Origin of the sequence: Leclercia sp. LSNIH3 (genome assembly GCF_002935105.1) — a bacterium.
GTDB classification, from domain to species: Bacteria; Pseudomonadota; Gammaproteobacteria; order Enterobacterales; family Enterobacteriaceae; genus Enterobacter; species Enterobacter adecarboxylatus.
On sequence record NZ_CP026387.1, the window covers coordinates 3835701 to 3850274 of the forward strand.

The window sequence follows — 14574 nt, forward strand, 5'->3', positions numbered from 1 at the left end:
CGGGATAACGGCATTTCAGCCGTCAGAAGAAAAACCGCCAGACACTGCGGGCAACAGAGACCACCGCACTAATCACGGTACTGACCACCGCATTCACTGCGGAGGGAAGGGATAGCTCCGACAGGGTGTGTGTCATCACGTCGCTGACCGTATCGCCAAAATCCTGTTGCGCCTGCGCCTCAATTTTTTGCGTGCGGTATTGTGGTCTGATGACCGAACTGACGGCACTGCTGGCGCGGGCAGGCAGTGAGCGAAACAGCACCTCCACCAGCTCAGGCAGATGCCAGCCAGTGGCTGCTGATACGGTGATCACCGGGAGTGCCGGGTGGTTGAATAACGAGCACACCGCGCGCTGCTTTTCCTCCAGGTGTTTTAACTGTTGCTCTGAAGGTTGATTAAGAAAGCCGCTCCATTCACGGGAAGGCTCGATTTTATCGGCTTGGGTCAGGACAAACAGCACCTTATCCCTCCCAGCACTGCCTGGTGACAGCATCCGAAAGTAAAAATCACAGTCGGGGGTCAGTGCCCGGTCATCGGCTTTAATCAGCCAGAGCACCAGGTCCAGCTCCGGCCAGATACGCTGATACAGTGCCTGATACTCTTCATCCCGCTCCGGGCTTTCGCCCACCCCGGGCAGATCAACCAGCGTCACCTGGCGTTCACCTGCCTGCAGCGTAAAACGCTGTGGCTCACGGGTACACGCAGTGGTATGACTGACGGCCGAGACCGTGCTGCGAAACAGTGCGTTACACAGACTGGATTTACCGGCACCGGTTTTACCCAAAATGCCAATCACCGGCTGGTAGCAGATAGTTTCGTTAAGGCGTTTCATGACTTCTACGGCAACATTTTTTGGCAGTAAATAAAGTGGAGAGTACATTTTCTTTAATTCATCATTGTGTCTCATCATTTCCTAATTCCTCTGATGGTTAAGCAAACTTGCTTGGTTCAGGAGCATGATATATATTTGAAGTAAATTTAAATTTTTCATGAGGAAGTATGAAAGGGAATAAACAATCAAAACCTAAAGATGAGATAATTGAATTTATCAGAAAGCATAAGAAAATATATGCAAACTTCACATCCTCCTTCACAAAAGAGGATTTAGTAAATGCATTTTATTGCAGGAAGTTGTTTTTTGATTGTGAAAGTGCAGTCAGGAGTGCGGAGAAAAACATTTTTGATTTTGACGGTAAAAAAACCTCAGATAATAAAAAACGAATAATGAGAAATAAATTCATGAATAACTCTGACCACAGAGATACGCTTGAGACATTGTCGGCACGCATTGAAAACTTGGAAATTTTAAAGTATACAACCAATGATCTTATTTCTTTTAGGCCAACCACCAGACAGGTAGTAAAGAAGTTGACGTTTCTTGATGTTTTTAATGCATCGAAAAGTGCACATAACACTACATCCGAGCTCTTTAGTTTTTTCAATCATTGCAACAAATATATTGATTTCACCCCTGACGATTTCCCATATAGCAGAAGCGTTAACCCTGAAATGATGGAAGAAATAAAAAAAGCCAATAATTCAATTATTAGAGCTATCCCAGAAAACTATCCTTATGCAGATGATACTGTCGCCCTATCTAACTTGTGGCTTAGTATAGATCTTCGTTATTCTGATGAGATCATTGTCAATCAACTGAAAGAGATAATTGAAATTGAAAGAAAAAAATACCCACACGCTGTACAAAATAATATAGATAAAATATTAGCAATTGAAAACATTAAGAGAAAGTTAAATGCGCTGGATGTTTTTATTATAATTGATGCTATTATACTCAGCGCAAACAAAAATGAAATACTCACAAATACTGAAATAAATAATGCACTTGAGTCACAAGATAACGACACTCGCAATGTAAAAAACGCAATAGATTATTTCATGGACATACTTAACGGTAATCTTGATGATAATAATATCGCACCTTACCAAGATAGTTTTTAACGTATCCACCGTGGGTAGCCTTCATCAGAGATATAAGAAGGTTTAACTGTAAAAAACTTAGCATATACAGTTAATATTGTCTCTTTAGTTGATGCCAGGTCAGCACTAGATATTGAGAAATATTTCTTACAGTACCGTCGTGATATGGCAAGCACAGAAAACAGTGCGCGTACTCTTCTCATTGTTGTTTTCCCATTGTCCATCGCCCTCACAAAATCTTTAAATTTAGACAAAAAACAATCAGGATCTCCTCGCAGATATGCATGAAAAAAAGCAAGTGAAATCATATCAAGATAACATGGAAAAAAAGTAACTGTTCTCCCTCTAAATTTTATTGTTTTATTTCTTAGAAGTTTATCAACAAATTTAAGACAGTAAAGATAATCTTTTAGTTCTAAACGCTTGCATTCTTTTTTTAATAACTCAAAAATAATAACCTGATTAAATGTATCTGCGACGTCTAGGTTTCTTTTTTGACCGTTTTTTAGTCTTGGCAATTTTCCTATTTTATAAAACATCGCATTTATCTCATCCTCTGAATAATTTTTAGTGATGGCGTTAACAAGACTACACCGAATATCTTTTCTTTTTTTGTTTGCACTTTTACCATTAAACTCTTGAAATGCATTATTTTCAGGAATTTTATCTTTGTTCATTTTATTTATAAATGAAGGGGCAATCATGATATTTCCCACCACATTCATCCCACCTTTGGAATTCGGATATTTATGGCTTAAGTCAATCTTAATAAAAGGAATCAGTTTATGTTCGTTTTTTTTATGTTTAGATAATATTTTCCTCCCCAGGAAATGGCTACATGCGAACTGCAACCGAGATTTAAATTTATATAAATTAATTATTTCTGCCATATCCTCTAAGCTGTTAATTGAGTTCAATTGCAATGGGTTGTTTTTAATAAAACACTCTACGTTTAGCCAGTAAGAATGATGGTAAACTTCTATTTTTTCAGCCTCCTTAAGGATTCGCATACCGATCCCTTTGCATTTGTTGGAACAATATTTATTGTTTCTGGTTTCAGAAAAGTCAGCACCACAAACTTTACAACGAATTTCTTTCTTTACGTTTCTTCTATGACTCAGCTCCTTTCGTTTATTAAAATGAATATAACAAAGTCTGACCTTGTGCTCGTAACTGACAGGATCTATATTTAAATTGCATCCTTTTCTGCAACATATTGCCATCGTACCCCCTTCATATTCACATCACACGACTTTCCAGCCATTCGCTTATGTCACACAACCTCCAGCGAGAGCTTCTGCCAAGTTTTATTGGCTTCATAAATTTTCCATCCTGGATTTGCTTATAAATCCATTTATCAGTGACTTTCAGCGTTGCTGTTATCCACTTCATATCGACAAGTTGCATATCATTCGTTTCAATTCTTTCCACACCATGCTCCCTACACGTTGACCTTTTGTCAGATATTGGCCCCGCCAAACCAGAAAGTGCAGACAAAAGATCGACGCCTGAATTGTCTTGACAATTTAACGTGAACATGAATTAGAGGCGAAAGGTGGCTGGCTATGTAGTCTTTGTAAGATGATCTGACAAAATGGCCTAAATTGATCATGCAAAAACACCAAATAGAAGGCTTTCTGTAAGCAAAGCGACATGCCACAAGCGGCTTTGTTATAAGGAGGTTGCTAGTGTTTTAATCTTAATTAATGGACAATATTAAATTATAAATCTATTAAACAAATATTCAGTAGATTATTAAATAAAACGTGGTTCACATGCACGAAAGAATACTCAGTCAAAAGTAGAACCACCTCGACAACGATTGCTTGGATAAAGTTATCAACCACATTGAAGATCCGGAAACGTCTGTCGCAGACCAGCGCATCATGCATAAAGTCTATCGACCAGCTTTGACAGCGACAACTTCATCTGTAAAGACTGTGGCAACACGTTGAAGTTGACGACTAGCCAGAAGGGGTTCCGCCAGTTTGAGCATACCTTGCATGACAACATCGCCATTGCAAGAGCGGTTCACTGTCCATGGCTGCCCCGCGAGCGTATACGCACGCTGCAACATCCCACAGTGACGAGAAACTGGGATTGCGGTGTATTAATCAACGGGGAGCAGGTCAGTCTGTTAAACCCGTGGCGATTCACAGGTCAGGGCTATTACAATTACACCGTCTGACATACTCAAGGTGTCGTTCTCTCTACTATTTCTTGCGTTATTGCATCATATCGATAGTTGACAATATCACCTGTAATAAGCATTTGTATTGCCTGCTTTATGCATTCTAGGGGAGCAATAAACCACTCTCTCGGGGTATGAATAATTCCTTTATGATCAGTCAATTGTACATCCAAACAGGAATGTCCAAAAAATGTGTGTAGCAACCCTTCAAACTTATGTGTTCTCATGTTGTAGCACTCAAACTCAGACACTAACTGAACTGATGCCATTAAATAAGTTGGTTCCTTTTCCGCATTAGCAATACGCTGCATTACAGGAGTGGTGGAATAACCAATCTTGTATAAATTATTCACACTACTAATCTCTGGTTCATTACTTAGAGATTTGAGAATATAAATGTAGCCTGACTTTTTATCGTCACGAGTGATGTTCAGCAATTCATCCAACTCTTTATCACTTTTAGCTAAGATACGACGACCTGTTTCATCTTTATACAACTCAGTAGCTAGTGAACGCAGCAGCATGTCTGATTCTGTACCGTTCTCAAAAACTAGATGCAATCGAGCGTTTATCTTACCATTCTTCCTCTGCCTCTCTTCCATATCAGAGACATAGCAAGTTACCCCGTGAAGAATGAAGAACATACCCTTTTTAATTTGCTGCTCACCTGTGAATTGAACAGCCTCCATTTCACCAGTCTTAAGGTCAGCATGACATTGCCGAAACAGAGGCTCATATTCATCGAAGTTGGCACACTTCTTACGCTTGGCAACATGATGAGGCATTCCCAAGGTCTTCTTAACGTGTTTTAAATTGAAGATGCTGTCATCTGGCAAATCCAATATCCCTAACATGTCATCGGCAAGTATCGCTTCAATAGAAGACAGCTTAGGTTCTTCAAATCGTGGCAAAAGTCCATGAATATCGTATTGTTCCAACGCACGACAATGTAGTTCGTTACTGCGGATAGATTCTAGGCTTTTGCTGCGCATCAGCTCAATCGGATTGCTACGATTAGCTTGCGGCTCTCTCCCATGCTTATCAAAAAATTCATTAATTTGCTTAAACTTAGCAATTAAGTGGTCATCGGCTGTTTGTGCCGATGATTTAGGCTTTTTTTTCAATAGGCCTTGTGTATCAGAAGCTAGAATCTCGTTTAACCAATCTTCCATTTACATAGCCTCTTTTTGAGTATTTGCTGCCTGCTCCTGTGCAAGACGACGCAGATAAATAATACACTGAGCCAACTCACGCTCACGCCCATTACGAGAATTGAGGTCTGGAGTTCGATTGTTATCTTTTACAAACTTTTGAACTTTCGGCCACAACGCAATGGCCTCCTCTTTAGACATTTGCATACGAGTCGATTCAATAGAATCTTGAATCAACCTAAGTGTGTCAGTGTTAATCGCTTTTGACAGTATCTCAAACGCTCTCTGGAACGGGTTTACTTGGTCGATAAGGTCAATATGTAGCTCATCAATATTGATGAACTTATCTGCCATACGAACAAACTTCTTGCCCCCCTCTTCTTTAATTTCAGAGGTTGAGATCGCTGAGTCCACAACAACTCGCTGACGAATTTCCTCAATCTCACCTTTAGAAAGGTCTGGATACTTTTTCTCAATAAGCTTAGGGATCAATATTTTATTAATAACTTCAGGATCATGACCTGCTGCTGAGGCTTTCACGATATTGTCATCTTGAAGAATAGAAGCTTTTAAATCATCAAGGTCTGTTTCTAATATTTGCTTTGTACGTTTGGTACTTGGCTCTTTTAAACCACCAATACTTATCACTCCTGGCGGCGTTGGTTCCTTATCTGCTGGATCTTTTGCTTTAAACTTAAAGTTTGGTGCCAGCACTTGTTCCATAAGAAGAGAACAAGTGATTGCCTTGAGCATGTTATTCACGGCATAGTTAACTTGATCACTTGAAGCATCAGGCTCCGCAATTAAGTTAGTAAACTGAGCGTGAGTCTTATTGTAACTATCACGAGTACAACGACCGATAATCTGTACGATTTCCGTCAAAGAGTTGCGATATCCAACAGTTAATGCATACTCGCAAAAACTCCAGTCAAAACCCTCTTTCGCCATTCCTAGCGCAATAATGATATCAATATCATCTTCATGCTTTATGTCACGTAAAAACGCTTGGGTTTTTTCTCTGTCCTTTTCATCCCATACAAGGTCGGCAACTTTTATAATTTTTCCATCTTCTTTACGCTTGATATGAATGATACCAGTCTCAGGATCAGTGAATTCATGTTCACCAATGATGTCTAGGATAGCTGCAACCTGTTCATATTTGTCATCTTTTCCTGACTCTGCAGAGTTTACGTTGGGGATATGGACAATCGTTTTCTTATCAGTATCTAGCACCTCTTCAATTGCAGTGAGGTAATGACCTTTATAGAAGTGGTAACCGATACCCAAAGACTTAAGGTGCTGATAGCCGTTCAGTTGCTCGTAATAGTTAAAAGAGACCTTATCAAACTTCATCTCATCTTCTGGTGTCAGGATTGATACACTATCGCCACGGAAGTAAGAACCTGTCATCGCAACGATGTGTGCGGTACTGTTTTCAATGAGCGCACGCAACACATCACCCAACACGTTGTCACCATTAGCAGAAACATGATGGAACTCATCGATTGCCAATAAGATATTGTCAAAAGCGGAGTCTTCTAACTCTTGATATGCAAAGCGCAAGGTAGCGTGAGTACAGATTAAAATACGCTCATCACTATCTAAAAACTCTTTAAAGGTTTTAACTTTGCTTTGATTGCTGGCAGACGTACAAAGATTGTAATGCGGATTGATGTTCCAATCCGCAAAGAAACCAAATTTAGTTAGCTCAGTGTATCCAAATGAGCCACCGATAGAGCGTTCGGGAACGGCAACAATCACCTTATCGAGGCCTTGATTGTGAAGCTTATCCAAACCAATGAACATTAAGGCACGAGATTTACCAGAGGCAGGTGGAGCCTTAATCAATAGGTATTGGCTTGCGCGTTGCTCAAAAGCGCGAGCCTGCATGGCTCGCATTCCCTTATCATTGGTATTGGTACTTTCGCCAGTCTGGGCGTAAGTGACATGGACTAAGTCAGGCATTTTTTCCCCCTGTCATTTCTTGATGAAGGGCAAACAGAGCTTTTAATCTATCATCATCCGATTCAAAACATTTGTTGAAGCAAGCCTTTTCAACAACTTGATCTAAGTGATAATGAGCGCTACGTAATTCACTAGGCATAGTGTCAGGATCATATAAATATTCAATGCATTGATCCGGGAAGGCTTCTCTCGCTTCAAGTACTGCGATAGATGCTTCCTCAATTGCATTTATTGATTCTTGATTTAATTTAGGTACAGGGAATGTGTTGTAACATACTTCCGCTGAATAGCGAATCCTTGTCTCTAATTGCCCACCAACAGAACGAACCCATAGAATATGTAACCCAGAGGAAATTAGACCAAACACATATAAATCAGCATCAAAGATTGCATTTGCTGAATTAGTAATAACTGTTCCTTCTGGCATAAACCCTATTGGTATATATTCTCTTCGTTCCGAAGTCGTAGATGGGATAATTATTGATGGCTTAGTTATGCACGTTCTTTGTGCGAACTTATGCGGTATTTTAGAATATTGATTAGTCGTTTTTGCCTCGGAGTTAATACGAAAATTATATACAGCCTCTATGCGAGAACGTATTTCTGGAATAGCGTTCGCGAGTGTTAGATCATGATCCTCTATCCACAATGCCCATCTAGGATTTCCTTTTATGAACTCTTGAGTACCATATAACTTTTTAAAAAGAGGAGATGCCTCAGGGTGATTAGAAATTAAACGATCCCTTTCCTGACTCGTTAAAATAAGATTTCCACCATCTCTAGCCATATTTCCAATTATCATTTTTGGCAAGCCGCTAAGAACTGATTTTTGCCTTCCAACAAAGTAAGATGGCCCATCATAAACGTAAGGAGAGATATTGTTTACTATTTTCCTTAAATTTTCTCGGCCTGAGAAAATAACTTTTTTATTAGGCGATTTATTAGCAACGCCTAAGATTACACATGTTACTCCAGCATTTGACTTTGCATTATTTTTCCATTTAAAGCTTTCATATGCAAATATAATTTCTTGTCCACGCTTAAATATTCTTGACCACAAGTAAGAAACTTGCTCACCTTGACAGATAGAGTTAGTAGATACAAACGCATAAAATGCTTTTTTATTCGTGATATATTTTGAAGCCAGTAAGAACCAACATGTTACATAGTCGGAATCCTTATAATCAACATGCCCATTAAATGCTGCACAAACATCTTTCTTTTGCTATTGTGATTGGTTTCTGGCTCCAAGGTATGGCGGATTACCAAACAAGTAAACCTCGTCTTCCTCCTGTGACGGGCAAACCAATTCCCAATCAATACGAGTCGCATTACCCGCTACAATTCGACCACTTTGCTTCAATGGAAGTGTTGGTACCGTATAGCCAAATTCAGTTTCAAACACCATATTCATTTGGTGCTCGACTAACCAAAGCGAAAGGATTGCTATCTCATGTGCGAAGTCATCAAGCTCGATACCATAAAACTGGTCTAGGCGGATAGCAGAATGAGACTCATCAAATAACCCAGTCATTCCTGAGTCAGACATCCCCTCTAGCTCACGAATACGTTTTAGGATCTCAATCTCTAATTCACGAATTTCTTTGTACGTAATAATCAAAAAATTGCCTGAACCACATGCAGGGTCAAAGAACTTAATGCGGCTTAGACGAACCTGAAGCTTCTTCAGTTTGTTGATATTGTCATTACACTTATCAAACTCTTCATAAAGATCATTCAAGAACAGTGGCTCAATCACTTTCATGATGTTTGATACCGAGGTGTAGTGCATCCCCATTTTGCTTCGTGTTTCAGGATCGGCTACACCTTGAATCATCGAACCAAAAATATCAGGGTTGATATCTGCCCAATCTAACTGACCAGAATCAAGCAACATACGCCGAGCTTTGGCATCGAATGATGGCACTCTAATCTGGCGCTTGAATAACCCACCATTGACGTAAGGAAAATCATTAAGATACTTTGGTAAATCATTACGCTGATGCGCTGGCGTATTCAATACGTAAAACAAACGTTCAAACACGCCTTGTAGATCGATTCCATCTTCTTGGGTATGTTGATTCAGAAGGTTTGCGAATTGGTTCTTAGAGAAGATTTTTGTGTCTTCTGCAAAGAAACAGAAAAGTAGGCGGTTGAGGAATACTACCAAATCATGCAACTGTTCTTTCGTGGCATTCGCTGGATAGTTGGTTGCTTTGATATGGTCAAAGAAATCCGCCATCTTCTCAGCCGCTTTGACATCCGCCGGGTTTTCACCGCGATAAACCATTTTCTCCATACCCGACCACGGTAAGAAGAAATCAAAATGTTTCGGTAGCTGACCAAGCTCGATATCAAGCGTGTCTTGAGTCTTTGTATCAATAGCAATAAGCTGAGAGAAGTCAGTGATAACAACAAAACGAATCTTGTTGGTAGCAACCGTTTTGCTGTTTTTGAGAGCATCTATTTCGGCGAACAAGTTTGACGTACATGGTTTAAAGTAGAGGTGGCGCTTTAAGATCACCTCACCAGCGTCCTTAGCTAGGTTACGCTCACCAGACTTAACACGGTTGACTACCGACTTACGATGCCCGTATGCCAGCAACAGTTCGTAGACAAAATCATCTTTCGAAATTTTTTGGCTTGATACTTGTTTCACCAAACTCTTGACATTTTCTTCTATTTGTACGCTATTCATGTGTTTTACGACCTAAATTGCATTGGTTGAATTTTAATATGCACAGTCCATTCAAGCTATTCTTTAACTTGAATTGTAATTTTTGTAGTGGTCAACTAAAACTGTACCTCCTTATGCAGGGCAATGCACCCTCTCCATCGCACTCAATAACTATCTTCTTTCTCCGGCAGAACGCTCACGGTCAATTTTTGTCACCGGTGCATTTGAAGTGGTTTACTGAATTTGGCCACCTGAACAGAGGTGATATGCTCACCTCAGAACAACACAGGTGCTCCAATGAAAAGAAGAAATTTCAGTCCTGAATTCAAACGCGAATCCGCTCAACTGGTACTTGACCAGAACTACACCGTTGCAGACGCAGCCAGCGCTATGGATGTCGGCCTTTCCACAATGACGCGATGGGTGAAGCAGTTGCGTGATGAGCGACAGGGAAAAACACCAAAAGCCTCCCCCATTACCCCGGAACAAATTGAAATCCGTGAGCTCAGGAAAAAACTACAACGTATTGAAATGGAAAATGAAATATTAAAAAAGGCTACCGCGCTCTTGATGTCAGACTCCCTGAACAGTTCTCGATAATCGGGAAACTCAGGGCGCGTTATCCTGTAGCCACTCTCTGCCATGTGTTCGGGGTTCATCGTAGCAGCTACAAATACTGGAAAAACCGTCCTGAAAAACCAGACGGCAGACGAACAGTATTACGAAGCCAGGTGCTTGAGTTGCATAGCATCAGCCACGGTTCGGCCGGGGCCAGGAGCATCGCCACCATGGCGACCCAGAGAGGCTATCAGATGGGGCGCTGGCTTGCTGGCAGGCTCATGAAAGAACTGGGACTGGTCAGTTGCCAGCAACCCACTCACCGCTATAAACGTGGCGGTCATGAGCACGTTGCTATCCCAAATCATCTTGAGCGACAGTTCGCCGTAACAGAGCCAAACCAGGTGTGGTGCGGTGATGTGACCTATAGTGTGCCCGGAGTTCAGGGCGGGCATGGATGCTTAAATGAACCGCGAGTCTGTCTGGAATATTGAACCGGTAACTCACGATGAGAAACCCAACAATCCCACCGGGTGTGACGGTGGAGAACCTGAGCGGCAGTGACCTGCGGCATGCCCGCAGGGTGATGTAACCCGCTGACAACGGGGATTGAGGCGAGATCACTAAGCCGAGATGATCCTCAAGGTTAAGTACTGAAAGGCTGAAGAACATGAACCCGTTAATCCGCCTCTGTGGGTTGAAAACGTCACCACGGCCTACGTGATCTGACAGGCCGTGCAGGAGGAACTGGCAGTGATACGTAAGCACTGCCGGTCGAAGGTGTTTTGACATGTATGCGAAACACCGGGGCAGCAGCGTCTATCACGCTTGCGTTGCTGACTTCTGCCAACTTGCGGCAAGCAAGGATAAAGAGTGCGACGGGCAGCCTCCTCAGTATGCCTGAGTCCAGGCAGGTAAACCGGGGAAGGTCAGCGACGGATGTTAAGGGGGCATGGCTCCGATGACGCGCTGGCTGGCGGAGCTTCCGTAGTAGTCCGCGATGGGGAAAGCCCATTACATGGCGAAGGGAAGCAGTTTGAATGTGTTTGCGACGTGAATTAACTGACCTAACGAGGTGAAGACCTTTGATAATCAGCGAAATGCAACGCAAGCTTGCCACATGGGCAGCCACCGATCCGTCCCTACGGATTCAACGGCTGCTGCGTCTGATAACACAACCAGAATGGCTGGCTGAAGCGGCGCGGATCACGCTTTCATCAAAGGGGGCCCATACCCCCGGCGTTGATGGCGTGAACAAAACAATGCTACAGGCCAGACTGGCTGTTGAGCTGCAAATCCTCAGGGATGAATTACTCTCAGGCCACTACCAGCCCTTGCCCGCCAGACGGGTTTACATCCCTAAAAGCAACGGCAAACTGCGACCACTGGGTATCCCCGCGTTGCGGGATCGTATTGTTCAGCGGGCCATGCTGATGGCGATGGAGCCGATATGGGAGAGTGATTTTCATACGCTCTCATATGGCTTCCGGCCTGAGCGCAGTGTCCACCACGCGATCCGCACGGTGAAATTACAGCTCACAGACTGTGGTGAAACCCGGGGACGCTGGGTGATTGAAGGCGACCTGTCCAGTTACTTCGACACCGTACATCATCGACTGCTGATGAAGGCTGTACGCCGCAGGATCAGTGACGCACGTTTCATGACTCTGCTGTGGAAAACCATCAAGGCGGGACATATCGATGTCGGTCTCTTTCGGGCGGCCAGTGAAGGTGTACCACAGGGCGGTGTTATATCGCCGCTATTATCGAACATCATGCTGAATGAGTTCGATCAATACCTGCATGAGCGCTACCTGAGCGGGAAAGCCAGAAAAGATCGGTGGTACTGGAATAACAGTATCCAACGGGGCCGAAGTACGGCGGTCAGAGAAAACTGGCAGTGGAAACCCGCGGTGGCGTACTGCCGCTATGCCGATGATTTTGTCCTCATCGTCAAAGGCACCAAAGCACAGGCGGAAGCCATCAGGGAGGAGTGTCGGGGTGTGCTCGAAGGCAGTCTGAAACTCAGGCTGAACATGGATAAGACTAAAATCACCCATGTTAATGACGGCTTTATCTTTCTGGGGCACAGGATCATTCGCAAACGCAGTCGTTATGGCGAGATGCGAGTGGTCTCAACGATCCCGCAGGAGAAAGCCAGAAACTTCGCCGCATCGCTGACAGCACTGTTATCAGGCAACTACAGTGAAAGCAAAGTCGATATGGCTGAACAACTCAACCGAAAACTGAAAGGCTGGGCCATGTTCTATCAGTTCGTTGATTTTAAGGCCAAAGTCTTCAGTTATATCGACCGTGTCGTGTTCTGGAAGCTGGCTCACTGGCTGGCCCGCAAATACCGTACAGGTATCGCTTCCCTGATGAGGTGGTGGTGTAAATCACCGAAACCGGGTCAGAGCAAAACGTGGGTTTTATTTGGTAAAACCAATCACGGCAAGCTCAGCGGCGAAATACTGTACCGGTTGGTGGGGCAAGGCAAGAAGCTGTTCCGCTGGCGGCTACCCGAAGGTAATCCCTATCTGAGGACGGAGACCAGAAACACGTATACATCGCGCTTTACAGAAGTGGCAATGGCGTTCGCCAGCATTTAAATGGAGAGCCGGATGCGCTGAAAGGTGCACGTCCGGTTCGGGGAGGAGAGGCAGGGAAATAGTCCGACTACGCCCTGCCTCTTACTCTACTCTGGACAGGTAAGCGCTGGGCGTACCTTGCCGTTGTTCTCGACCTGTTCGCAAGGAAACCAGTGGGCTGGGCAATGTCGTTCTCACCAGACAGCAGACTCACCATGAAAGCGCTGGAAATGGCATGGGAAACGCGCGGCAAGCCAGCCGGAGTGATGTTCCACAGCGATCAGGGCAGTCATTATACGAGCAGGCAGTATCGGCAGTTGCTGTGGCGATATCGGATCAAGCAGAGTATGAGCCGGCGTGGAAACTGCTGGGATAATAGCCCAATGGAACGCTTCTTCCGGAGCCTGAAGAATGAGTGGGTACCGGTGACGGGTTACATAAACTTCAGCGATGCAGCTCACGCAATAACGGACTATATCGTTGGATATTACAGCACGCTCAGGCCGCATGAATATAACGGTGGCTTACCCCCAAACGAATCGGAAAGCCGATACTGGAAAAACTCTAACGTGGTGGCCAGTTTTAGTTGACCACTTCAATTGAGTTGATGTTCTTTCTGAATCGCCACAGGTTTAACAGACACCTCAGAGTCATTTAAGATGACTTAAAGAGAGGTGCCCATGAGCGGTAAGCGTTATCCCGAAGAGTTTAAAATTGAAGCAGTCAAACAGGTTGTTGATCGCGGTTATTCTGTTGCCAGCGTTGCAACACGTCTCGATATCACCACCCACAGCCTTTACTCCTGGATAAAGAAGTACGGTCCGGATTCTTCCACTCATAAAGAACAGTCAGATGCTCAGGCCGAGATCCGCCGTCTCCAGAAAGAGCTGAAGCGGGTTACCGACGAACGGGACATATTAAAAAAAGCCGCGGCGTACTTCGCAAAGCTGTCCGACTGAGGTACGCCTTTATCCGTGACAACACCTGTTGCTGGCCTGTTCGCCTGCTCTGTCGGGTGCTGGATGTTCATCCCAGTGGTTTTTACGCCTGGCTTCAGCAGCCGCATTCACAACGCCATCAGGCAGACCTGAGACTGACAGGACAGATTAAACAGTTCTGGCTGGAATCGGGATGCGTCTATGGTTATCGCAAAATCCATCTGGATCTGCGGGACAGCGGGCAACAGTGCGGAGTGAACAGAGTCTGGCGACTGATGAAACGTGTCGGCATAAAGGCTCAGGTCGGATACCGGAGCCCGCGGGCTCGTAAAGGCGAGGCCAGTATCGTGTCGCCCAACAGGCTTCAGCGACAGTTCAATCCGGATGCTCCGGATGAACGTTGGGTAACGGACATAACCTACATCAGGACCCACGAAGGCTGGCTGTATCTTGCCGTGGTTGTTGATCTGTTCTCACGCAAAATTATCGGCTGGTCCATGCAATCCCGGATGACAAAAGACATTGTCCTGAACGCACTGCTGATGGCTGTGACCTGCCCCCAGGATTA

At 43.9% G+C, this 14574-nt stretch carries 8 protein-coding genes and 4 pseudogenes; 5 read left to right on the plus strand and 7 right to left on the minus strand.

Annotation, left to right across the window (positions count from 1 at the left end; all coding sequences use genetic code 11):
- Positions 1-22: 22 nt before the first annotated feature.
- Positions 23-910: a GTPase family protein gene (locus tag C3F35_RS18630; RefSeq protein WP_225987950.1), complete on the minus strand. Its 888-nt coding sequence runs from the start codon at positions 908-910 to the stop codon at positions 23-25.
- 89 nt (positions 911-999) lie between these two features.
- Between C3F35_RS18630 and C3F35_RS18635 the strand changes: the two genes are divergently transcribed.
- Entirely contained in the window at positions 1000-1959 is a 960-nt protein-coding gene (locus C3F35_RS18635) for a hypothetical protein (RefSeq protein WP_103793569.1), read from the plus strand.
- Here the strand turns inward: C3F35_RS18635 and C3F35_RS18640 are convergent.
- The 6 genes and pseudogenes from C3F35_RS18640 to C3F35_RS26900 form a co-directional block, all read right to left on the minus strand.
- Positions 1956-2948, minus strand: coding sequence for a hypothetical protein (locus C3F35_RS18640; protein ID WP_225987949.1), 993 nt, complete (start codon positions 2946-2948; stop codon positions 1956-1958). The genes C3F35_RS18635 and C3F35_RS18640 overlap by 4 nt on opposite strands.
- 229 nt (positions 2949-3177) lie before the next feature.
- Positions 3178-3345: a helix-turn-helix transcriptional regulator gene (locus tag C3F35_RS18645; protein WP_063865907.1), complete on the minus strand. Its 168-nt coding sequence runs from the start codon at positions 3343-3345 to the stop codon at positions 3178-3180.
- Between the two features lie 786 nt (positions 3346-4131).
- Positions 4132-5301: a GIY-YIG nuclease family protein gene (locus C3F35_RS18650; protein ID WP_063865897.1), complete on the minus strand. Its 1170-nt coding sequence runs from the start codon at positions 5299-5301 to the stop codon at positions 4132-4134.
- Positions 5302-7245 (minus strand): DEAD/DEAH box helicase, encoded by a 1944-nt coding sequence (locus C3F35_RS18655; protein ID WP_103793568.1) that lies wholly within the window; start codon positions 7243-7245, stop codon positions 5302-5304. It abuts the gene before it with no gap.
- Positions 7238-8047, minus strand: coding sequence for a type IIL restriction-modification enzyme MmeI (locus tag C3F35_RS26895; RefSeq protein ID WP_327062017.1), 810 nt, complete (start codon positions 8045-8047; stop codon positions 7238-7240). Before C3F35_RS26895 ends, C3F35_RS18655 begins: the two co-directional genes overlap by 8 nt.
- A 171-nt stretch (positions 8048-8218) precedes the next feature.
- Positions 8219-9943, minus strand: a pseudogene (locus tag C3F35_RS26900) (DNA methyltransferase); the annotation flags it as partial.
- 276 nt (positions 9944-10219) lie between these two features.
- On the opposite strand from C3F35_RS26900, the pseudogene C3F35_RS18670 reads away from it, so the two are divergent.
- The 4 genes and pseudogenes from C3F35_RS18670 to C3F35_RS18690 form a co-directional block, all read left to right on the plus strand.
- Positions 10220-10908: pseudogene (locus C3F35_RS18670) on the plus strand (IS3 family transposase); the annotation flags it as partial.
- 672 nt (positions 10909-11580) lie between these two features.
- Entirely contained in the window at positions 11581-13089 is a 1509-nt protein-coding gene (gene ltrA, locus C3F35_RS18680) for a group II intron reverse transcriptase/maturase (RefSeq protein WP_001189111.1), read from the plus strand.
- Positions 13090-13169: 80 nt separating this feature from the next.
- Positions 13170-13658 (plus strand): annotated as a pseudogene (locus C3F35_RS18685) (IS3 family transposase); the annotation flags it as partial.
- 90 nt (positions 13659-13748) lie between these two features.
- Positions 13749-14557, plus strand: a pseudogene (locus tag C3F35_RS18690) (IS3 family transposase); the annotation flags it as partial.
- Positions 14558-14574 lie beyond the last annotated feature (17 nt).

Coding starts and splice junctions, on each gene's coding strand:
- C3F35_RS18630 (WP_225987950.1), bottom strand. CDS start 910: ATGATGAGACACAATGATGAATTAAAGAAAATGTACTCTCCACTTTAT.
- C3F35_RS18635 (WP_103793569.1), top strand. CDS start 1,000: ATGAAAGGGAATAAACAATCAAAACCTAAAGATGAGATAATTGAATTT.
- C3F35_RS18640 (WP_225987949.1), bottom strand. CDS start 2,948: ATGCGAATCCTTAAGGAGGCTGAAAAAATAGAAGTTTACCATCATTCT.
- C3F35_RS18645 (WP_063865907.1), bottom strand. CDS start 3,345: ATGCAACTTGTCGATATGAAGTGGATAACAGCAACGCTGAAAGTCACT.
- C3F35_RS18650 (WP_063865897.1), bottom strand. CDS start 5,301: ATGGAAGATTGGTTAAACGAGATTCTAGCTTCTGATACACAAGGCCTA.
- C3F35_RS18655 (WP_103793568.1), bottom strand. CDS start 7,245: ATGCCTGACTTAGTCCATGTCACTTACGCCCAGACTGGCGAAAGTACC.
- C3F35_RS26895 (WP_327062017.1), bottom strand. CDS start 8,047: ATGATAATTGGAAATATGGCTAGAGATGGTGGAAATCTTATTTTAACG.
- ltrA (WP_001189111.1), top strand. CDS start 11,581: ATGCAACGCAAGCTTGCCACATGGGCAGCCACCGATCCGTCCCTACGG.